Genomic DNA, 22,430 nt, shown 5'->3' on the forward strand with positions numbered 1-22,430 from the left:
TTTCTTTGTGATTTCCGCACAATCTCCTCAGATTTTTTTAAAATTTGAAAAAAGTTGATAAAAAAGAAAGCGTTTTATTTTATATACTAGTTACTGTAGAGGAAACATCCTCAAGATTTTTACTAGGAGGACAGTTCATGTCACAAGAAAAATACATCATGGCCATCGACCAAGGAACTACTAGTTCCCGCGCCATCATCTTTAACAAAAAAGGAGAAAAAGTTAGCTCCAGTCAAAAAGAATTTACTCAGATTTTCCCTCAAGCTGGATGGGTTGAGCACAATGCCAATGAAATTTGGAACTCCGTGCAGTCCGTTATCGCCGGTGCCTTCATCGAAAGTGGAGTCAAACCCAACCAAATCGAAGCTATCGGAATCACCAACCAGCGTGAAACAACTGTCGTCTGGGATAAAAATACAGGTCTTCCTATCTACAATGCTATCGTTTGGCAATCTCGCCAGACTGCTCCTCTGGCTGAACAGCTGAAAAGCCAAGGCTATGTGGAAAAATTCCACGAAAAGACTGGTTTGATTATTGACGCTTACTTCTCTGCTACCAAGGTTCGCTGGATTTTGGACCATGTAGAAGGTGCGCAAGAAAGAGCTGAAAAGGGCGAATTGCTCTTTGGTACTATTGATACCTGGCTGGTTTGGAAATTGACTGACGGCGCGGCTCACGTGACCGACTACTCAAATGCAGCCCGTACCATGCTCTATAACATCAAGGAACTCAAATGGGATGATGAGATTTTGGAAATACTCAACATTCCAAAGGCTATGCTTCCTGAAGTTCGTTCTAACTCAGAAATTTATGGTAAAACAGCTGCCTTCCATTTCTATGGTGGAGAGGTTCCAATCTCTGGTATGGCTGGTGACCAACAGGCGGCTCTCTTTGGACAGTTAGCTTTTGAGCCTGGTATGGTCAAGAATACTTACGGAACTGGTTCATTCATCATCATGAACACTGGTGAAGAGATGCAGCTGTCTGAAAACAACCTCTTGACAACCATCGGCTACGGTATTAACGGAAAAGTTTACTATGCTTTGGAAGGTTCTATATTCATCGCAGGAAGTGCTATTCAATGGCTACGCGACGGTCTTCGGATGGTGGAGAGCTCACCAGAATCTGAAAAATATGCCCTCGATTCTCACAACAATGACGAAGTCTATGTCGTACCTGCCTTTACAGGTCTGGGCGCTCCATACTGGGATCAAAATGCACGTGGATCTGTCTTTGGCTTGACCCGCGGAACCAGCAAGGAAGACTTTATCAAGGCTACTCTGCAATCCATCGCTTACCAAGTACGAGATATCATCGATACCATGCAAGTGGATGCCAAGACTGCTATTCAAGTCCTCAAAGTCGACGGCGGTGCTGCTATGAACAACTTCCTCATGCAGTTCCAAGCTGACATTTTGGGAATCGACATCGCACGCGCCAAAAACTTGGAAACAACTGCTCTCGGTGCAGCCTTCTTAGCAGGACTGTCAGTAGGCTACTGGAAAGACTTGGACGAACTCCGCACTCTCAATGAAACTGGAGAACTCTTTGAACCGTCTATGAATGAATCCCGCAAGGAACAACTTTACAAAGGATGGAAAAAAGCCGTTAAAGCAACTCAAGTCTTTGCAGAAATCGACGACTGATACTGATTCATATTTTGATAATCAAGTCAGTAGAAGCATGAAATGACTAAGTTAGAAAGTGTGAAATTATGGAATTTTCAAAGAAAACACGTGAATTATCGATAAAAAAAATGCAGGAACGCACCTTGGATCTCCTGATTATTGGTGGTGGGATTACCGGTGCTGGAGTAGCCTTGCAAGCAGCTGCTAGTGGCCTGGAGACCGGTCTGATTGAAATGCAGGATTTTGCAGAAGGGACTTCTAGCCGTTCTACCAAACTGGTCCATGGTGGCCTTCGTTACCTTAAGCAATTCGACGTAGAGGTGGTCTCAGATACAGTTTCAGAGCGTGCTGTCGTTCAGCAAATTGCTCCTCATATTCCAAAACCAGACCCAATGCTCTTGCCAGTTTACGATGAGGATGGAGCGACATTTAGCCTCTTCCGTCTCAAAGTGGCTATGGATCTCTACGACCTTCTGGCTGGTGTTAACAACACACCAGCTGCTAACAAGGTCTTGAGCAAGGAAGAAGTGCTAGAACGGGAACCTGAACTCAAGAAGGAAGGCCTGATTGGTGGCGGTGTCTATCTTGACTTCCGCAACAACGACGCACGCCTCGTAATTGAAAATATCAAACGCGCCAATCAAGACGGCGCCCTGATTGCCAACCATGTCAAGGCAGAAGGCTTCCTCTTTGATGAATCTGGAAAGATTACAGGCGTTGTTGCGCGTGACCTCTTGACGGATGAAGTCTTTGAAATCAAGGCTCGCCTAGTCATCAACACAACTGGACCTTGGAGTGACAAGGTACGCAATCTGTCAAATGACGGTGAGCAATACTCACAAATGCGTCCAACCAAGGGTGTTCACTTGGTTGTTGACTCTAGCAAGATCAAGGTTTCGCAGCCAGTCTACTTTGACACAGGCTTGGGGGATGGCCGGATGGTCTTTGTTCTTCCACGTGAAAATAAAACCTACTTTGGTACGACTGACACTGACTACACTGGCGACCTAGAGCATCCAAAAGTAACACAAGAAGATGTGGATTACCTCTTGGGAATTGTCAATAATCGCTTCCCAGAAGCCAACATCACAATTGATGACATCGAAAGCAGCTGGGCAGGTCTGCGTCCTTTGATCGCAGGAAACAGCGCGTCTGACTACAACGGCGGAAACAACGGTACTATCAGCGATGAAAGCTTTAATGCCCTGATTGCAACTGTTGAGAGCTATCTGGCTAAAGAAAAATCTCGTGAGGATGTTGAAGCGGCTGTTACTAAGCTTGAAAGCAGTACATCTGAAAAACACTTGGATCCATCTGCCGTATCTCGTGGTTCGAGTTTGGATCGTGATAACAATGGCCTTTTGACCCTTGCTGGTGGTAAGATTACGGACTACCGTAAAATGGCGGAAGGCGCTATGGAGCGCGTGGTTGATATCCTCAAAGCAGAATTTGACCGCAGCTTCAAGCTCATCAACTCTAAGACCTATCCTGTTTCAGGTGGAGAGCTCAATCCAGCAAATGTAGATTCCGAAATCGAAGCTTTTGCTCAACTTGGCGTCTCACGCGGCTTAGACAGCAAAGAAGCCCTCTATCTTGCAAATCTTTACGGTTCAAATGCTCCTAAAGTCTTTGCCCTCGCTCACAGCATCGAACAAGCACCAGGACTTAGCCTAGCGGATACCTTGTCACTGCATTATGCGATGCGTAACGAATTGGCACTCAGCCCAGTAGACTTCCTCCTTCGCCGGACAAATCACATGCTCTTTATGCGGGATAGCTTAGACGCTATTGTTGAGCCTGTTCTGGATGAAATGGGACGATTCTACGATTGGACAGAAGAAGAAAAAGCGGCTTATCGCAATGACCTAGAAGCTGCCCTTGCAAATAATGATTTAGCAGAATTGAAAAAATAGAAAATAGAAGAAGAGGTGGCGGACCAGTTCTCCTGTCTAGCCTCCCCTTCTTTTAAATGGAGTAAAATAGATGATGAAAGAAATATTTGGTGAATTTTTAGGGACCCTGCTCTTGCTCCTTTTGGGAAACGGCGTCGTTGCAGGCGTGGTTCTTCCCAAAACTAAGAGCCACAATTCTGGTTGGATTGTGATTACCATGGGATGGGGGATTGCCGTTGCCATCGCTGCTTCTGTATCTGGCAACCTTGGCCCAGCCCATCTGAATCCTGCCCTAACCATCGGAGTAGCTCTCAAAGGTGATTTACCTTGGGCATCTGTTCTTCCGTATATCCTTGCTCAGTTTGCAGGAGCTATGGTTGGACAGTTCCTTGTCTTCCTGCAGTTCAAGCCTCACTATCTGGCTGAAGAAAATCCAGCTAATATTCTTGGCACATTCAGCACTGGCCCAGCTATCAAAGATACCTTCTCGAATCTGATTAGCGAAATCCTTGGAACTTTTGTCCTTGTACTGACTATCTTCGCTCTAGGACTTTATAAGCTGCAAGCAGGCATTGGCACTTTTGCAGTCGGAACACTCATTGTCGGGATTGGCCTCTCACTTGGTGGAACGACTGGCTATGCCCTCAACCCTGCGCGTGACTTAGGACCTCGCATCATGCACAGCCTCCTTCCGATTCCAAACAAAGGAAATGGTGATTGGGCTTATGCTTGGATTCCAGTTATCGGACCAATCATTGGAGCCGTCCTTGCAGTAGTGGTCTTCACCCTATTTTAGAATAAAATAAAGCAATCCTCTTCTCTAAGATTGATACATGCTTGGAGAAGAGGATTTTTGTATAGATTTTCAAATTTCATCGAAGACTTTGCTAAATCAATCTAAAATCAGGAGGAAAGAGCCAGTCAGGACGATATTTGACAGCGGATTTATGCTATAATTGACAGTATAAATGATCTAAAGGAGTTATGATGAATCAAACTGTTCAATATTTACAAGAATTAACGGCTATCCCTTCTCCAACAGGCTTTACGGCTGAGGTGGCAGACTATTTGGTAAAGACACTCGAAGACTTGGGCTATGAGCCTGTCCGGACTAATAAAGGCGGTGTCCATGTCGTGGTTAAGGGCGAAAATGATGCCCAGCATCGGGTCGTGACTGCCCATGTGGATACACTGGGGGCTATTGTGCGTGCAATCAAGCCAGATGGTCGTCTCAAGCTGGATCGGATTGGCGGTTTCCCTTGGAACATGATTGAAGGAGAAAACTGTCTAGTCCATGTGGCTAGCAGTGGCAAGACTATCAGTGGCACAATATTGGTTCACCAGACTTCCTGCCATGTCTATAAGGATGCTGGGACGGTTGAGCGTACTCAGGACAATATGGAAGTCCGCTTGGATGAAAAGGTGACGAATGAGAAAGAAACGCGTGATTTAGGAATTGAAGTCGGTGATTTTATTTCCTTTGATCCGCGTACCACCGTCACCGAGTCAGGCTTTATCAAGTCCCGCTTTCTAGATGACAAGGTCAGCGCAGCTATTTTGCTCAATCTTTTGCGCGTCTACAAAGAGGAAAATGTTCAGCTACCAGTGACGACTCATTTTGCTTTCAGTGTCTTTGAAGAGGTTGGTCATGGGGCTAATTCCAGCCTGCCTGAGCAAGCGGTAGAGTATTTGGCGGTTGATATGGGTGCGATGGGTGACGACCAGCAGACGGATGAGTATACGGTTTCCATCTGTGTCAAGGATGCTTCAGGACCTTATCACTATGCTTTCCGCCAGCATTTGGTTAATTTGGCCAAGGATCAGGACATTCCTTACAAGCTGGATATCTATCCATTTTACGGGTCAGATGCCTCTGCGGCCATGAGCGCAGGAGCAGAAGTCAAGCATGCCCTGCTAGGCGCTGGCATCGAATCCAGCCACTCTTATGAGCGTACGCATATTGATTCAGTCGTAGCGACAGAGCGCATGGTGGATGCTTATCTAAGAAGTGGCTTGGTGGAGTAATAGCAGGGCATCTAGTCTTGAATAAAAGGCAGCAATCTGAGTATCCTATGGAAATCAGAATGGCTGTTCTTGTTCAATCGGTTATGTCTTCGTAGATGCTTAAAGATATTTGGAAAGTTATGATGTTCAGGTATTTGAAGAAATTCTTTCTGTGTTTGCTTTTTACAATCATCAGTGCTCTGGTCTTAATCTTTACTTATCATCAAATCTGCCTGACTAAAGAGCAAAAAACGCTTGATAATCCCTCAGGTCGTCTGGTTCAAGTAGATGGCAAGAATATGAATGTCTATGTAACTGGTCAGGGAGAGCAGACGCTGGTCTTTTTGGCGGGTGGTGGCACAACGTCGCCTATTCTTGATTTTAAGACCCTCTATTCAAGATTGGAAAAAGATTATCGCATAGTTGTGGTCGAACGGTTAGGTTACGGCTTCAGCGATGACATTCAAGGTGATAGTAGAGACATTAACACGGTACTTGCCCAGACGAGGCAGGCTTTAAGAAAGGCTGAAATCACTGGCCCATATACTTTGGTAGCTCACTCTATGGCTGGGCTAGAAGCGCTTCATTGGGTTGCAACATATCCAGAAGAAGTCCAAGGCATTATCGGACTGGATATGGCTTTACCGAGTTCTTACACTGATTTGAGGCTCTATCCTTTGGCTTATAAAGGATTACAAATGGCTGCTAATTTAGGCCTTAGTCGGGTATTTTATGATGCTGACAAGCAGGTTCCCGCTCTTGCGTCTGGCAATTTGACAGCAGAAGAAAAGCAGGTATATAAAGCGATGTTTTATCGACGTCCATTGGCAAATGCCGTTTATGAAGAGGTCACCCAGGTCAAACAAAATGCTGAGCTAGTTTCGAGGGAAAAGCTTCCTGAACGACCGTTCTTGCTCTTTTCTTCAAATGGCCAAGGGACTGGCTATAGTCAGGGAGAATGGCAGAGCTTCCAGAAGGATTTTGAAGCGCAGCATCCACAGACAGAGCTAATTCTACTAGACTGCCCTCATTATGTGCATGATTACGCCAGTGATGAGTTGGCAGAAAAAATAAAGCAGTTTTTAAAATAGTAGGTTTTATAGGAGCTTGAAATACGAGAAAACCGAGAGGGAATTTTTTCCTCTCGGTTTTGGATATACAAATTATTTGACAGACCAGACACTGACTGATTTTTCCTCCACTGGAAATTCTCCCCAGCCGTCTTCGTCAATGGTCACGATTTGAGAGCTCTTGCCCAGATAATCGCTGAATTCTCTACCAGCCCATTCTGAGCCGACCAGCATACGCTTGCTGCTGGCTTGGTCATTGCTGACAACAACAGCGATTGGCTGACCATCGTCCTTGCCTTGGCGAGTCCATCCGATACAGTTAGCATCGTCAAAGTAGTCAGTCTGCTCGCCGTAAGCGAGATTGAGGCGGACATCTAAGAGCTTGTCCAGCACGTCTTGGAAGCTCTCTTGGGCAAATTCTCCACTAATACCATAGTAGTCACCATAAAAGACGCAAGGCAGTCCTTCATCTCGCAGCAGGATGAGAGCATAGGCCGCTGGCTTGAACCATTCTTCGACAGTGGACTCCAGAGCTTGCCCTCGCTGGGTGTCGTGATTGTCCACGAAGGTCACGGCTGATTCAGGATGATTCTTAGCAAGCGTCTGATCAAAAATCGTCCGTAGGTCAAAGTCTGCCCCAGCTATGCTAGCGTCAAAGAAATTATGGTGGAGCTTGACGTCAACAAGATCAAAGCGGTATTCGATATTTTTTAGATAGTCGTTATTAGCTGTCTCATCGCTGTTCCAAAATTCCCCAAAAACATAGAAATCCTCACCGTATTTTGCAGTTATATCGCGGATAAAATTTCTCATAAAGAAGGAGTCAATGTGCTTGACAGCATCTAAGCGAAATCCTTGAACGCCTGTTGTTTCGATAAACCAGTAAACCCAGTCGTAGAGGTTTTGAATAACCTCTGGATGCTTGAAGTCAATATCGGCATACATGAGATAGTCATAGTTGCCGTTTTCATTGTCCACAAGCTCATCATCTGCCCAGCCTTTATTGTCTCCTTGGATAAGGAAAATGCCTGACTTGTTGTTTTTGGCGTCATAGTCCGTACCGGTAAAATGGTACCAATGCCATTCAAAGTCATTGTAGGTTTTATTGCGGCCTGGGAAGACAAACTTAGTCCAGCCTTTGATTTCGAAAGGTTCTGACAAGACCTTAGTTCGATCGTTGGGATCCACTTCAACAACAGTAAAACGCTCTTTGTGGTCTGCAGCTGCCTTGTGATTGAGGACTACATCAGCCATGGGCTCAATGCCGTTGGCTTTGAGAGTTTGGATAGCTTTTAGGTAGTCTTCCTTAAAACCATATTTGGTGCGGACGGTTCCTTTTTGGTCAAACTCACCTAAGTCGAAGAGATCATAAACTCCATAGCCGACATCATTTGAGCCTGTTGCTTTGAAAGCTGGCGGCATCCAAACCTTGCGGATACCTTTTGATGCTAGATGTGGGGCATCCTCCGCCAAGCGATTCCAATGTTGTCCATCATTTGGTAAGTACCATTCAAAATATTGCATTAATGTTTGATTTTCCATACGAGATACCTCACATTCATGGGATGGGTCTATTTTACCAAAAGAAGAATGATGACACAAACGTTTATACAAGTTAATTTTATATTTTTTGATGATAAGCTAAAACTAGCATTGAATTTAAAACGCTTACATAGTATAATGGACAAGTAATAAACTTTATAAAAAGAAAGGGGTTCTTTATGAAAAAGAGAGGACTAGTGAGGTTACTCTTATCAGTCTCGCTATTTTCACCTTTGGCCCTAGGTCGGGTTGTTCAAGCTGATGAGACGAGTCAGGCGAATGTCGAAAGCAAGGAAATTCTTCAAACAGAAGCTGTCGCAAAGCCATCTGAACCGGTATCTTCAGTCCAGCAGCCAGCAGTTTTAGAGGTTGAAAGCAAGGAATCGTCGGTTACTGCAAGACCAGAAAAGCAAGAAGAGGAATCGGTCACTGCTGAAAAACCAGACGCGATCCCTGAAGTACCTGCTTTGTCACTGGAGTCTCCGCCTTTAGCTTGGGCTCAAGATGCTAGCTTAGTACCTTCTGCTGTGCCTGCTACTGCCAAAGGCCAAGACCTGTCTGCTTATACGGGGAGTCTTTCAAATCCAGCTTTAGCTGATAAGGAACTGACCCTGCAGGAAGCAGTCGATGAGCTACTGAAATGGGCAGCTGTCAATGAATCTCAGTTAGGTACCAGTGCCCGAGATAGGGTGAATCTAGCCAAGAGCATGGGAATGATTGACAAAGAGGCTGATTTGACAGCCCGCGTACAGGGAAGTAATCTGCAGACTATGTATGCTGTTGCTAAGCGGCTGCATGATGCCTATCGTGCTGAAAAGAAAGCACCGCTCTTTTTGAATGGTCGGGCGCAGCCAATTTTCCCATACAGCAGTGGAGCTAAGGAAGATAAAGACTATTCGTATGAGAAAAGCGATATCGTCCGTTTTCCTGTTTATGTTGAGACGGATCATGATACGGATGGAGACGGAAAGCGTGATCTCGTCAAGGCTATCGTACAACTTCCGAAAGCAGTAGCTCAAGGTGATTTTAAGGCTTCGACGATTTTAGAAGCCCGTCCTTACGTCGCGGGGACTTTGGATGAAAACTATGTGACCTTAGAAAGTCTCAATCTGCCGACAAACGGTTCTTATGACATGAAGAGTTTGCACAATAAGCCCGCTAAGCGCCAGCCGGTTTCTAGCATGAGTAGTATTGAAGCGGCGAAGAAAGCCAAAGCGTCAGATTGGTACTATTATAGCCCTTATGAAGGGATTTATGATTACGAGAATTTGAACTGGTATGATTACTTCCTAGTGCGCGGATATGCCTTTGTTTCCAGTGCTGGTCTGGGAACTAAGGGTTCAGAAGGCTTCAATACAACTGGATCTGATTTGGAAGTAGAAGCTTTTAAAAATATTGTTGAATGGGTCAACGGTAAACGGACGGCCTACACAGATAGAACTAGCAATATTGAAATCAAGGCTGACTGGGCCAATGGCAAAGTCGGCATGACTGGCCTATCTTGGGCCGGTACGACAACTTTCGGTGTGGCAACAACGGGTGTAGACGGCCTGAGAACCATCGTTCCAGCCGCAGGAATTGCTAGCTGGTATGATTATTTCAATAGTCAAGGAACAGCCTACAGCAATCCGCCATACAGTGATCTGTCTTGGCTGTCACTCTACGTTTCTACTCGGATGCTTGATCAAGACGATTGGGCTTCAATCTGGAACAAGTATGCTGATTACATTAATCAGCTAAACAAGGACCAAAAAGCTCACGGTCGCAATTATAGCCAAGTTTGGCGTGAACGCGATTATACCCTAAATTCAGGAAAGATAAAGACTAGCGCCCTGCTGGTACATGGATTAAATGATGACAATGTCAAAACCAAACAGTTTGAGCTCATGTACGATGTCTTGAAAAAAGCAGGACAAAATGTAAAACTCTATCTCCACCAAGGAGACCATGTCCATCCAGCAGCTATCTCTCGAGGGTATGGCATCAAGGCCAACAATCAAGATTTCTACGACTTGCTCAATATTTGGTTCTCTCATTATCTTTACGATGTCAAGAACGATGTTAGCAAGCTTCCTGCTGTTTTGGCACAAAATAACTACGATCCAAATAAATGGACGAGCTATGACAATTGGAAAAGCACCAATCGTTTGATTTTGACAGCTAAGTCCAAACGTCTCGAAGAAACCATCTCTAGTGACTATGCGGCTGCTGGGATTGACACTAGCAAGCGAGATGAGGCAGTCAGTCAAGCTTCTTCTAAGGCCAACATGACCTTTATGACAGAAGTCAAAGAAGACACGACTATCAAGGGCCATATTCCAGTCCACTTCAAGGCAGCCTTGGCCAATGGAAGTGGCAAAAACTTGCAGGTCAATGCACTCTTGGTAGATGTATCAGACCAAGAGTTTGATGTTGTTGGAAATGGTGCTGCTAGTGATGACAGCAAGGCTGGTGATTTCTGGATGGGCAGCAATCTTAGCAATCTGGATGTTAAAAACTTTGCAACAACCAAAACTAAATACAAGGTCATTGCTAAGGGCTGGCTAAACTTAGCCAATCCAGAATCAGGTTATACACCGTCTAGTTCAGAAAAGAGTATTAAGCCAAAAGTCGGCCAATTCCATGATTATACCATGTATTTGCAGCCGAATCTTTACACGGTGAAAAAAGGCCACAAGCTGGCTCTGGTCTTCAATACCTATGACCCTAGTGACTTGACAATTAAGCGTCAATATGCGGTGACTTTCAAGACGGATTCTATTAGTGCGCTAGTACCGACTGTAGAAGCTAGTCGTTCTCAAAAAGCTGATTATGTAGCAAGTGCCCTTGATACCGAATATGCCAACTTACCTGAAATTCTTGGTGAAAAATTAGTTGCACCAGAAATCAGAGAAGTTCCAGAATATATCTTTGATAGACAGGAGCCACAAGAAGAAGCTCCGTCAGTTGATTCGAGGGTTGGACGTAAAGAAGAGCAGCAAGGAACGACTGACCATGTGCAGCAATTAGGCAGTCAGAAAATGGTGCCTCAGGTGCAGCAATTGGCTAGTCAACCAGAAGCGTCTCAAGTGGAGCAGGCAGCTGTTCAACAAGCTCAACAAGCCGCAGCTTCCTTGCCAAAAACTGGTAGCCATTCAGAAAAAGGAATGTTCTATCTAGGCTTGCTGCTTCTTGCTAGCACATTCGGCATGTCTGGCCTCGTTAAGAAATATTCTCATCGTTAGTCATTACAAGAAAAAAGCAGCCAAACATTCCTGACTAGGTAAAGACTGGCTGCTTTTGCCTTATCGTCTTTCAGCTGGACTTGGCTTGCAAGTCAGAAGTGCCAGCAATATAGAGGTAGAAAGAATGAAACAGTATATTCAAGATATTTTTGACCAAAGTATGGCGATTGAAAGTTTTACCCATACTAGTTCTGAGCGGAAGATTGAAGCATTTCTTCAGGAGCGGATAGGGGAGATTCCTTATTTTCAGGAGCATCCAGAACAGTTTGGATGCTATCAGATTCCAAATGATTTTTATAACCGTAGTGTCAACTGGGCTCTGGTCAAGCGAGATACGGCTGACACCGTGATTCTTTTTCATCATCATGATACAGTGGACATTGAGGACTTTGGCAGTCTCAAAGACTGGGCTTTTGATAATCAGTCCCTTAAAGAAAAACTGCCCTCCATTTCTTCAGATTCAGATCTTTTAGCGGATATTGCGTCGGACAAATGGCAGTTCGGTCGGGGCTCTTGCGACATGAAGGCGGCTCTGGCCATGCAGCTGGGAGTGGTGGAAAGATACAGTCAGATACAGTCTGGTCAGGTCAATTTGCTCTATTTGTCGGTCGGAGATGAGGAGTCCTATTCCCAAGGCATGCGGGCAGCAACAGCCTTGCTTGCTGAATTGAAGGAGCGCTTCCAGCTTCATTACCTTCTGGCTGTGGATTCTGAGCCTTTTGAGAGCCAGTCAGCGGAGGAAAAGGTGCTTCATGTAGGAACAGTTGGCAAGTTGATGCCAGTTGTCGTGACTCAGGGTATCCTTTCTCACATGAAAGAGCCACTCAAGGGGATTAATGCCCTGTCCTTGCTGGCCAAGGTTGCTGAAAAAATTGACCTTAATCCGGCTCTATCCGACATGGCCTACGGAGAACGCTCGCCCCTACCATCATGGTCCTATCTGCGTGATTTGAAGGACAATTATGATGTGTCAACTGTGCTGCGTGCTGCAGGCTATTTCAGCGTCCTTTATTTAGAAAAGAGTCCAAGTGAGCTGCTGGCGACCATAAAGAATCTCAGTCAGGAAGCAGTGGAGGACTTTTATCAAAACTACTGTCAGTTGCAGAAGGTTTATGAAGAAAACAAGCTTGTAGCGAAACCGCACGTGCTGACCTATCAGGAATTACTGCAAGAATGCCAAGAAAAAGTCGGTTTTGAAGACACTTTGCAGCAAATTTATGAGGAAGCGCAACAAGCCTTGCAAGAGGGTGCCTCCTATCAAGAAATCAGCATTCAAAATATCCAGAAAGTGTTAGATTTCTACGACCGTAAGGAAGCTTTGGTGGTCTTAGCGATCGCGCCGCCTTACTATCCATCCATGAATTGTCGTCGTCTGTCGGACAGTCCGATTAGTATTGAAAAGGTCGTTCAACTTTATGGGGATTTTCTGGACAAGGAAGCTGGTTGTCAGCTCCAAGTGGACGAATTCTTCATGGGAATCTGTGACCTTAGTTACTGTGCCTTAGAGAAGCCTGCCACTGAATACCAAGACCTGATTGCCAGTATGCCTGTACCTGAGAATCTCTATCATCTGGATTTCCCAGAAATTGCAGCCAATCATATCCCCGGTATCAATCTCGGTCCATGGGGCAAGGACTTGCATCAGCTGACCGAGCGTGTCTATGAGCAGGACATGCTGGAAACCATTCCCAATTTCTTGCTCTATCTGCTGGAAAATGCTCAATCTTTCAAGGTTTAAAGGATGGTTCTTCCTTGTTTTAAAGCAAAATCCGAACTTTTTCGCTAGTTTCTAGACAATTGACTTTTAGGATAGTATAATAACCTTAAAACATAGCAAAGGAGATTCCCATGATTGAATTTAGAGATGTTACAAAAGACTATGATGGCAAGCTGGCGCTTAACCATTTGAATCTGACCTTGGAAAGCGGTGAGATTGTTGGTCTGATAGGGCATAATGGAGCGGGTAAGTCAACGACCATTAAATCCTTGGTCAGCGTCATCAATCCGACACAGGGACAAATTTTTGTGGACGGCAAGGAGCTATCCAGTAATCGTCTAGAAATCAAGAAAAAAATCGGCTATGTAGCTGATTCTCCTGACCTTTTCTTGCGCCTGACAGCCAATGAATTTTGGGAGCTAGTGGCGACTTCCTACGATATGACTACGGCAGAAGTAGAGGCTCGTTTGGGTGAATTGCTGGCTATCTTTGACTTTGCTAGCCATCGCTATGAAGTAATTGAGTCGTTTTCACACGGTATGCGGCAGAAGGTCTTTGTCATTGGTGCCCTTTTGTCCGATCCAGATATCTGGGTCTTGGATGAGCCTTTGACAGGCTTGGATCCTCAGGCAGCTTTTGATCTCAAGCAGATGATGCGTGAGCATGCTAACAAGGGAAATACAGTTCTGTTTTCAACCCACGTGTTAGAAGTGGCTGAGCAGCTATGCGACAAGATTGCCATTCTCAAAAAAGGAGAGCTGATATTCTACGGAACGGTTGAAGACCTAAAAGCCCAGCATCCAGACCAGTCCCTCGAAACCATCTATCTAGGTCTGGCTGGCCGCAGAGAAGAGGTGAGTTCAGATGCGCCTTAAAGCGATTAAAAAATTAGTTGATATCAATATTCTCTATGCTATTCAAGCTTCGCAGTTGCAGCAATACCGCAAGAAGCAGGAAAAAAATCCAGAGGTAAAAGTCAATGTCTCCCTGCAGGCTATTCGAATGTACTTGATTTTGGGGTTGGTCTACCTGTTCTTCTTTGGTATCATGAGTGCCTTCAATCACATGGTAGGCAATCCGGGACATTTTGCCAATATGGTCTCCATATTTGCTGTATTCTCCATGTCGCAGGGCTTCCTCGTTTTCTATAATGTCTTCTATGAAAGCAAGGACCTGCAGTCCTATCGGCCCTATGCCTTTAGTGAATCAGAAATCATTGTCGGAAAGAGCATCTCTGTTGTCCTGACCCTCTTGATTGCGATTCTGCCCATGTACAGCTATTTCATCGTGCTAGCTCTTCAAGGCGGAAATCCTTTAGTCGGTCTTCCTCTGGCCCTGATTTCGATTGTCATTTTAAGCTCGGTTATAACCTTTGTCATTTTGATCTTGGTGCATTTTATCACCAAGACAGCTTTCTTTAGAAAGTATAAGACTATTCTATCCAATGTGATTCTGGGGCTGGTTTCCCTAGGTTCGGTAGGACTCTATATCTTTATCAATCAAATGAACAGTCGTAGTATCGCCAGCAATACAATAGCCACACCTTATTTCCCGCCAGTTGTAGCCTTTTACGACTTTATCATCAATCCTCTTAGCTTGTCTGCAATTTTAGGGATTCTAGCTTGGCTTGCCGTGGGGGTTCTGCTCTTTTTGGTGGTTAAGTTCAAGGTCATACCAGAATTTTATGAAGCAGCCTTGATGACAGGTGCAGCAAGTGGCAAACGTGAGCGAGTGCACGATATCAATATAGACGAGGCCAAGAATTTTAAGAAGTTCGTCTGGCGCTATCACATTCGGCTGCTGAGTGAAGGTTCGGTTATCTTGCAGGCTCTCTTCATGTCGGCACTGATTCCTTACATCATCATTTTTAGTATGGCCATGGGGGCAGTCAAAGCAGATCTAGATGTTAGCCCGTTCTTGATTCCGCGATTTTTACTTCCGCTTAGCTTCCTATCTATGTTTATCGCCACCCTCAATTCGGGCGGGAATAATCTGACCTCTATTGGTTTATCCTTGGAGCGGGAAAATTTTGATTATCTGAAGGTCTTACCTTTTGAGCTAAGAAAATACGTTCGTCTCAAATTTTGGTATCTCTTTGCTATTCAGTCCATTCTACCAGTGATTCTTCTTTTGGTGACTAGTCTTATCTTTCATGTTCATTTGGTGACGTTTCTCGTTATGCTGCTGGTTTGGTTTATGGCCAGTCTAGCTTGGAGCGCTTGGGGCTATCATCGGGATTATAAGCATCTGGTGACCAACTGGTCCAATGTCAACGAGCTGATGAGTCGAGATAACAGTATGGGTAAGACCCTATTGGCACTAGCCTTTACCATTGGAGTGATGATCGTGATTGGCGTTCTCTATGCGATTTCATACTTCCTATCTCTCACGGTTCTCTATCTCCTTTCTGTTCTGCTGATTTTGATTTGTGGATTTGTTTCTTATCTGATCTATCGCTACTATATGAAAAAACTTGATAGCGAAATTGCTAGTTTTAATTGCTAATTGATCATAATAAAAAGCTTAGCAGCGAGGTTACTTGATACCTTGCTGCTAAGCTTTTTAGTTGCGATTTATTTTATAGTTTTCCGATATAAACTGTATGTCAGCTGATTTTTATCCTTAAGAACGCCAGCTAATCAGTACATACATCAAGCTGGAGCCAAACATATCCGCCAAGGCGTGCATGAGAAAGAAAGGCAGGAGGTTCTTGACCTTGTACTTGTAAAGAAAATAGTAGAAGAGACCATAGACCACTCCGATAACCAAGGCCCAGAGCATTCCTTGATAAGTATGGAAAGAAATCCGAATGATGGTAGAGTAGGCCAGTGCCCACCACTTATACTTATCCTTGACTGAGGTCATGAGGCCAAGAAAGAAGAATTCCTCATAGAAGCCATTGAGCAGTGCATAGAGGATGGTCATTGGTGTCAGATCAGCAAATTTCCGGAAGATTTCTAGCAAATCTATATAAGACCAGAGGGTCGGATCAAAGTAATTATACTCGCCACTCAGCGTCATCACGATGTCTCCAAAGAATCCTACTGCGGCAAAAATAAGAAGAGTCCAGAGGAGAACCGACCAGCTCAGGCGGATAGGGAGCTGCTTAAAGTCAAAGCGCCGAAGCAATAGGTAAAGAATGGTCAAGACCAGCATCAGGAGCTGAAGATTGAAATTGCTTGAGAATGCTGCGCCTTCGCTAGCTGTATTGCTGATTGTTTCAGTTGCTGCTGTCGTCGCTGTCGGTGCAAAGCTAGCCAGGTAAAGCTCGGTTGATCTGTAGATGAATTGACCAAACATGAGCAGAGTAATCACAAGAATGTCAAACCATTTCAGCTCTTTCAGAGGCTGTGATGGGCGGATTTTTGATAAAATAGTCATTCATTTCCCTTCCATAACTGGCAGATTTAAATACCAGAGATCATCTTTTCTATCTTTATCTTATCAGAGAAAGCTTAAATTTATATTATTTTCAAAGTCGCTGATTTTGAGAGGAGATTTTTGCAGACCAGTTGTAGGTTTGGCTGAAGAGCTGCATTATGCTATAGAAAAAACTGCTTTGAAAAGCAGTTTTACATGAAATAGACAATTGCTAGGTATTGGAGGGCAGAGGCAGCTAGGATGAAGAGATGCCAAATCATGTGGAAGTAGGGCTTCTTTTTGGCATAAAAACCAGCGCCGACTGTGTAGCAAAGACCGCCTGCTAGCATCAGTCCCCAAAACACTGGCCCAGTTTGTCCGATAATCTGTGGAATGATAAAGATCACCAGCCAGCCCATAATTAGATAGAGAGCTAGGCTGAATTTCTCATTGACCTTCTTGGCAAAGATCTTGTAGAGAATACCAAAGATGGTCGTTCCCCACTGAATCACGATAATCAGATAGCCCCGCCAGTCATTCATGAGTGAAAGGACGACTGGCGTATAGCTGCCCGCGATAGCGATGTAAATCATGGAGTGGTCAATAATCCGCAGGATGTATTTGTGGGTAGAGCCGTAGGACATGGAGTGGTAAATGGTAGAAGAAAGAAACATGAGGAAAAGGCTAATGACAAAGATAGAAGTGCCAACAGCAGAAACGAGGCCATGCCCTTCATAACTGTAAATAGCAGAGATGGGCAGGAGAATCAGCATCAAAACAGCTCCGACGGCATGAGTGACAGCATTGGCAATTTCCTCTCCAAAAGAGAGTTGTTTACTGAGTTTAAGCGCGTAGTTCATCGTTATCGGCCTCCTTTTCGGGTACTTGGATAAAAGCAAGGGTTTGCTGGTAGAGTTTTAAGGTCTGACAAGCACTGGCAATGATGGGCGTCACTTCAAGCTTCCGTCCGTTCATATAATCCACAAAATCATTGTAGAGCTCTTCAGACTGGGTCTCAGCGTTGAGCATATCTAAAGTAGCCGCAATATCTTGAATAGAAAAAACAGTTTTCAAACTTGTAATAGCAATCAAGCGGGCAACTTGCTGGCGATTGTATTTTTTCTTGAAAGGTTTTTCAAGGTAGCCATGTTTGACATAATTATTGATCATGGATGCAGTCAAGCCTTTGTCGGATGCAGTAAAAGCTGGCTTACAGACCTTGTTGACGTAGAGCAGGACTTGGTCAAGATACAGGTCAAGAACAGGTAATTCATCCCATCTCGGGAACAGATTTTTCGTTTCCAAATTTTAAACTTTCTAATATCTAGTTTTGATAACTAGATATTATCATTTTTGAAAATTAAAGTCAAGAATAAATCCGATTTGTCCAAAATTTGCTATAATCATGAGTAAGGAAAACAGAAAAATGAACTAAGGATCCGAAATGAGAAAGGAAAAGTATGAAGATTTTAATTCCGACTGCCAAAGAAATGAATGAAAATCAGAGTTCGCTGGGGCGCTCCCAGTTGACGCCTAAAAGCAAAACTATAATAGAAGAGTTGTTGCAATTCTCAGTCAAGGAGCTGGAAACATTATACAAAATCAGTCCGCAGATGGCTGAAATAGAATACCAGCGAATTCAAAACCTGAGCAAGAATGAAGCGGAGACCTATCCAGCCTTGCACTTATTTGACGGGCTTATGTATCGCAATATCAAGCGAAAAGATTGGACACAAGAGGAGAGTTCCTACATTCAGGAGCATTTGCTTTTAACTTCTAGTCTATATGGGGTCATTCCTGCCCTTACTCCGATTGCCCCTCATCGGTTGGATTTTTTGGTGGGGCTAAAGCCCAATGGTCAAACGCTGAAAAAATTTTGGCGGGAAGAGTATACAAAAGCGGTAGCGGATGAAGATATGCTGCTTTCGCTCTTGTCCAGTGAATTTGAGGATGTTTTTGAAAAATCCGTCAGAGAGAAGATGCTTCGGTTCAAGTTTTTAGAAGAAAAATCTGGCAAACTTAAAAGTCATTCTACTATTTCTAAAAAAGCGCGTGGGCAGTTTTTGACTGCTTTGATGGAAGCCCAGGTTGATAATCTTGAGCAGATCAAACAGCTCTCTTTTGCAGATTTTGCCTATCGAGCGGATCTTTCAGATGATAAAGAATTAGTTTTTGTAAAAGAAGAATAAGAAAAGGAGGCTGAGACAAAAGTCCGACCTCAAATATAGAAAGCGAACAAAACTAGTTTTCTGGTAATCAGAATTCTGCTTTGTTCGCTTTTCGCATTTATTATAGATTAGAAGGGCTTAATAATTAAGATTTTTAAAAATTGAAATTTTTTTGTCTCAAACTCTTTTTTGTAGCAAAGAGACTATTGTCCCAGACTCTTTTATTCTATTATTGAGACTTACCAAAAGAAAAATTAACTTAACAGGTATTTCTACTGCAACTTTTAACACATTCATTAACTACATTAGAAATAAGAGAAAGGCAATTCGAAACAGAGACAGGGCGAGCAAATGAAGGGGGTAAAACCAGTAAAATACTTTTCCAATATTGGCCCCTTTTTGACCGTTGTAGAAAGAGGTCACGAGGAGAAACAGAAGACAGGTGGCAGCCAGATCAGCCAGACCATCATAGGAGAAATTGAAGGCCAAAATTAGGATTTGCACACTGTTCAGTACCAAGACACCGCCAATTTTTCGGAAGATTGGGTCTTTAATCTTTGCAAAGGCATAGATACCAAAAACTCCTCCCGTCAGTCCGCCGTCAGCGATAATGGACAGAGTAAAACAGAGTAGAATAATTAGAACTTTTCTCCAGGTTGCTGTTTGCTGATCACTGTAATAAAGAGCACAGAGCCCCAAAAAGAGAGTAACAACCGTATTTTGCATGATAAAGCCAAGACCAGTAACCCAGCCCATCAGAGAGAAAGGGATGATACTGATAAGAGCCAGCAGCCCCAATCGTCTCATATACTTGCTCACATCATGACTGTGCCGATATCCTTCCGCGATACAAAAGGCAAAGACTGGAAAAGCCAAGCGGCCTATTATGTGCATACTATTGGCCAGCCAGTTAGTAGAGAGAATATTCATATTGGTAGCAAGTGGAAAAGATACCCAGGCGATATGGTCAATCAGCATTGCAAGCATAGCAAGCAGTTTCAAACTGCTATTGTCAATCATTTTTTTCATAGGATTCTCCTTTTTCCTTTCCTATGATACAAGAAAGAGTTTCTTCTTTCCATTTCTTTAGCTTACATTTCTCTCATTTTTCTTACAATTTTGTAAGTTGGAATTTCACCTTTTTACCTCATCGATAAATACTTCTGATTTTTCTTGACAAATAATACTGAACGAGGCTGGGACAAAAAGATTTTGATTTTAGGGATTCTTTATTATAAATTTTTAAAATTGATAGATTAGACAAAAAAGTGAACAAGACAGAATTCTGAGTGTCAGATAACTCCGTTTTGTTCGCTTTTTATATTTAAGGTTAGACTTTTGTCCCAGATTCTTTTACATAGTCTGATAATTGCTTTTGATTCTGCAATTCGATAAATTTCTCAGGATAGGTCTGACGAACTTTTTCATAGAGATTTTTAGTCTCTCTTGTCCTTCCATCCCAAAGGATCCAGCGGATGAATTCCCAATCTAGTCTTTCAGTACAGCCAGAAGCCATACTCTCTCGTACCTGATTTCGGTATTTGAGGTAGCGTTTGAAGGCGCGATAGAGGCAGTTCCAGCGAGAAAAGTTCATAAAGATAATCTGATCAGCCTGAGCCATCCTTTCCTCAAAGCAGGCGAAGGAGTAGTTGCCATCGATGACCCAGGATTGTTCTCGCTTGAGGAAATCCGCTAAATCATCCTTGACTTGGTCTTGGCTACGAGTCTGCCAGTTTTCTTCAAACCGAATCGTATCCAGATGAAGCACGGGAATATGGTGGAAGTGGCCTAACTGCTGGGCTAAGGTTGACTTGCCAGAGCCTGAGTAGCCGATGATAGCAATCTTCATATACATTCTCCTAATTGCAGTGAGCAACAAAAAAAGCTCCGTGGAGCTCCTTTGTATGCGCGATGCATTATTTAGCAAGTTTAGCTGAAAGACGTGCTTTATCGCGGCTTGCTTTGTTTTTGTGGATCAAACCTTTTGTTTCTGCTTTATCGATAGCTGAGCTAGCAGCACGGAAAAGTTCTTCAGACGGGTTTGCTTCAAATGCTTTGATTGCAGTACGCATAGCTGATTTTTGAGCTGAGTTTTTTTCGTTTTGTTTAACGTTCAATTCAGCGCGTTTGATAGCTGACTTAATGTTTGCCAAGTTATTCACCTCCATTGAAAATACTAACTATCTAATTATATATGAAAAGTTGTGATTTGACAAGTCTAAATTATTTTTTTAGATAGATTTCGTCAATTTCATGATTTTTAGCCTTGTGCAAAATCACTTCGGCTCTATTACGAGTTGGCTCAATATAGTCTAATAGATTCACCAGATTGATTGTTTCCCAGATATTATGGGCCAGCGCCATGACTTCTTCTTCAGGCTGAGTTGTAAAGCGATGGTAGTAATTATTCGTGTCATGCTTGGCTAGTGCCAATAATTTTTTAAAGCGATCCAGATACCAAGACTCGATATTTTCGACTTCGGCATCTACGTAGATAGAGAAGTCGAAAAAGTCAGTCATATAAAGGCGTTCATTTTGCGGATTTTGGAAAACATTGATACCTTCCACGATGACAAAGTCAGCTGCCTTAATCTCCTGCTTATCATTTGGGACAATATCATAAATTTCGTGCGAGTAGACGGGAATTTCATAGTTTTGACCATTTTTAATGCGGTCTAAAAAGTCCAGCAAGAGTTCCATATTATAGCTTTCAGGGAAGCCTTTGCGATTTAAGATACCTGTTTCAATCAGAGTTTGATTAGGATAGAGAAAGCCATCTGTCGTCACTAATTCAACGGTGGCATTTGTAAAAGTCCGTGACAGGAGGATTTGTAATAGGCGGCTAATCGTTGATTTTCCAACGGCAACACTGCCAGATACTCCGATAATAAAGGGCTGCCTTTTGCTTTCCTTTTGTAGAAAAATACCTTTTGAAAAGGCGAGATCTTCTTTGGAACGTTTATAAATCTGAATGAGATTTGTCAGAGGCAGATAAACATCTGTCACATCCTGTAGACTGATTTTGTCATTGAAACTCTTGATAGAATTGAGTTCGGACTCAGTGAGCGGTGGATTTTTCTTTCGATGCAGATTCTGCCAAGTTTGGCGGCTGATTTTTTCAAAATGAAGAAATTCGTTAGTCATAAGTTACTCCTATATGATGGATTTTAGTATAACATACTTTTGGAGAAATGAAAACGATTTACAAATCTAGAAAATTTATGATAAAATGGTTTTATGACTAAAATGTATTTTGCAGAAAATCCGGATGCCAAACATGACATTCATGAATTAAAAGTGGAATTATCAGGACAACAGATGACCTTTTTAACAGATGCTGGTGTCTTTAGTAAAAAAATGATCGATTACGGCAGTCGAGTGTTGTTGTCTGCCTTGGAATTTAACAAAAAAGAAACGCTGCTGGATGTGGGTTGCGGCTATGGAACGCTGGGCCTGACTCTGGCTAAAGCGCAAGAGCTGGAAGTTACTCTCGTGGATATCAATCAGCGAGCGCTAGACTTGGCTAGAAAGAATGCGGATGCGAACCAAGTATCTGCAGATATTTTCCAGTCCAATGTTTACGAACATGTGACCGGACAATTCCATCATATTATCAGCAATCCACCGATTCGGGCTGGTAAGCAGGTGGTGCATGAAGTTATTTCAGGTAGCTATGATCACTTGTTAGCGGATGGGGATTTGACGATTGTCATCCAAAAGAAACAAGGAGCTCCTAGTGCTAAAGCCAAGATGGAAGAAGTGTTTGGCAACTGCGAGACTCTCAAGAAGGACAAAGGTTATTATATCCTAAGGAGTGTGAAATAA

19 protein-coding genes are annotated in these 22,430 nt (G+C 43.4%); 11 read left to right on the top strand and 8 right to left on the bottom strand.

Annotation, left to right across the window (positions count from 1 at the left end):
- Window positions 1–137: 137 nt before the first annotated feature.
- The 5 genes from glpK (at window position 138) to HBA50_RS04390 (ending at window position 6,615) form a co-directional block, all read left to right on the top strand.
- Entirely contained in the window at window positions 138–1,646 is a 1,509-nt protein-coding gene (gene glpK / locus HBA50_RS04370; protein WP_045496990.1) for a glycerol kinase GlpK, read from the top strand.
- Window positions 1,647–1,714: 68 nt separating this feature from the next.
- The gene (glpO, locus tag HBA50_RS04375) at window positions 1,715–3,541 is read left to right on the top strand and encodes a type 1 glycerol-3-phosphate oxidase (RefSeq protein ID WP_045496993.1); all 1,827 of its coding nucleotides are present in this window, start codon (window positions 1,715–1,717) and stop codon (window positions 3,539–3,541) included.
- Window positions 3,542–3,611: 70 nt separating this feature from the next.
- Window positions 3,612–4,316, top strand: coding sequence for an MIP/aquaporin family protein (locus tag HBA50_RS04380; RefSeq protein WP_045496996.1), 705 nt, complete (start codon window positions 3,612–3,614; stop codon window positions 4,314–4,316).
- Window positions 4,317–4,507: 191 nt separating this feature from the next.
- On the top strand, window positions 4,508–5,545 hold the full coding sequence (locus tag HBA50_RS04385; protein WP_045496999.1) for a M42 family metallopeptidase: 1,038 nt from the start codon (window positions 4,508–4,510) through the stop codon (window positions 5,543–5,545).
- Between the two features lie 119 nt (window positions 5,546–5,664).
- Entirely contained in the window at window positions 5,665–6,615 is a 951-nt protein-coding gene (locus tag HBA50_RS04390; RefSeq protein ID WP_243746240.1) for an alpha/beta fold hydrolase, read from the top strand.
- Between the two features lie 72 nt (window positions 6,616–6,687).
- Here HBA50_RS04390 and HBA50_RS04395 read toward each other — a convergent pair whose 3' ends face one another.
- Window positions 6,688–8,136 carry an alpha-amylase gene (locus HBA50_RS04395; RefSeq protein ID WP_045497005.1) on the bottom strand — a complete coding sequence of 483 codons (1,449 nt, stop codon included), beginning with the start codon at window positions 8,134–8,136 and terminating at the stop codon, window positions 6,688–6,690.
- 179 nt (window positions 8,137–8,315) lie between these two features.
- On the opposite strand from HBA50_RS04395, the gene HBA50_RS04400 reads away from it, so the two are divergent.
- From HBA50_RS04400 to HBA50_RS04415, 4 genes are all read left to right on the top strand, one after another.
- The gene (locus HBA50_RS04400; protein ID WP_045497007.1) at window positions 8,316–11,360 is read left to right on the top strand and encodes a CocE/NonD family hydrolase; all 3,045 of its coding nucleotides are present in this window, start codon (window positions 8,316–8,318) and stop codon (window positions 11,358–11,360) included.
- 124 nt (window positions 11,361–11,484) lie between these two features.
- A complete protein-coding gene (locus HBA50_RS04405; protein WP_045497013.1) occupies window positions 11,485–13,098 on the top strand; it encodes a M20/M25/M40 family metallo-hydrolase in 1,614 nt (537 codons plus the stop codon).
- Between the two features lie 110 nt (window positions 13,099–13,208).
- Window positions 13,209–13,952 carry an ABC transporter ATP-binding protein gene (locus HBA50_RS04410; protein WP_045497015.1) on the top strand — a complete coding sequence of 248 codons (744 nt, stop codon included), beginning with the start codon at window positions 13,209–13,211 and terminating at the stop codon, window positions 13,950–13,952.
- Window positions 13,942–15,582 carry a hypothetical protein gene (locus HBA50_RS04415; RefSeq protein WP_045497017.1) on the top strand — a complete coding sequence of 547 codons (1,641 nt, stop codon included), beginning with the start codon at window positions 13,942–13,944 and terminating at the stop codon, window positions 15,580–15,582. The genes HBA50_RS04410 and HBA50_RS04415 overlap by 11 nt, the downstream gene beginning before the upstream one ends.
- A gap of 117 nt (window positions 15,583–15,699) precedes the next feature.
- Here HBA50_RS04415 and HBA50_RS04420 read toward each other — a convergent pair whose 3' ends face one another.
- From HBA50_RS04420 to HBA50_RS04430, 3 genes are all read right to left on the bottom strand, one after another.
- Window positions 15,700–16,458 (bottom strand): CPBP family intramembrane glutamic endopeptidase, encoded by a 759-nt coding sequence (locus HBA50_RS04420; protein ID WP_045497020.1) that lies wholly within the window; start codon window positions 16,456–16,458, stop codon window positions 15,700–15,702.
- Between the two features lie 191 nt (window positions 16,459–16,649).
- A complete protein-coding gene (gene trhA, locus HBA50_RS04425) occupies window positions 16,650–17,297 on the bottom strand; it encodes a PAQR family membrane homeostasis protein TrhA (RefSeq protein ID WP_005590131.1) in 648 nt (215 codons plus the stop codon).
- Window positions 17,281–17,742 (bottom strand): DUF1836 domain-containing protein, encoded by a 462-nt coding sequence (locus tag HBA50_RS04430; RefSeq protein ID WP_179856633.1) that lies wholly within the window; start codon window positions 17,740–17,742, stop codon window positions 17,281–17,283. The genes trhA and HBA50_RS04430 overlap by 17 nt, the downstream gene beginning before the upstream one ends.
- A 155-nt stretch (window positions 17,743–17,897) precedes the next feature.
- Between HBA50_RS04430 and yaaA the strand changes: the two genes are divergently transcribed.
- Complete coding sequence (yaaA, locus tag HBA50_RS04435) at window positions 17,898–18,626, top strand: peroxide stress protein YaaA (RefSeq protein ID WP_045497024.1); 729 nt, start codon at window positions 17,898–17,900, stop codon at window positions 18,624–18,626.
- A 279-nt stretch (window positions 18,627–18,905) separates the two neighbouring features.
- Here the strand turns inward: yaaA and HBA50_RS04440 are convergent, their stop codons facing one another.
- The 4 genes from HBA50_RS04440 to coaA all read right to left on the bottom strand — a co-directional run bounded on the left by HBA50_RS04440 (window position 18,906) and on the right by coaA (window position 21,749).
- Entirely contained in the window at window positions 18,906–19,634 is a 729-nt protein-coding gene (locus HBA50_RS04440) for a TraX family protein (RefSeq protein WP_045497029.1), read from the bottom strand.
- Between the two features lie 301 nt (window positions 19,635–19,935).
- Window positions 19,936–20,454: a DNA topology modulation protein gene (locus tag HBA50_RS04445; protein ID WP_045497032.1), complete on the bottom strand. Its 519-nt coding sequence runs from the start codon at window positions 20,452–20,454 to the stop codon at window positions 19,936–19,938.
- Window positions 20,455–20,521: 67 nt separating this feature from the next.
- A complete protein-coding gene (gene rpsT / locus HBA50_RS04450) occupies window positions 20,522–20,758 on the bottom strand; it encodes a 30S ribosomal protein S20 (protein ID WP_001274000.1) in 237 nt (78 codons plus the stop codon).
- 70 nt (window positions 20,759–20,828) lie between these two features.
- On the bottom strand, window positions 20,829–21,749 hold the full coding sequence (gene coaA / locus HBA50_RS04455; RefSeq protein ID WP_045497038.1) for a type I pantothenate kinase: 921 nt from the start codon (window positions 21,747–21,749) through the stop codon (window positions 20,829–20,831).
- 93 nt (window positions 21,750–21,842) lie between these two features.
- Here coaA and HBA50_RS04460 point away from each other — a divergent pair, with 93 nt between their 5' ends.
- Window positions 21,843–22,430, top strand: a complete 588-nt coding sequence (locus HBA50_RS04460) for a class I SAM-dependent methyltransferase (protein WP_045497041.1) — start codon at window positions 21,843–21,845, stop codon at window positions 22,428–22,430.

The organism is Streptococcus cristatus ATCC 51100, from assembly GCF_011612585.1.
Lineage (GTDB): Bacteria > Bacillota > Bacilli > Lactobacillales > Streptococcaceae > Streptococcus > Streptococcus cristatus_H.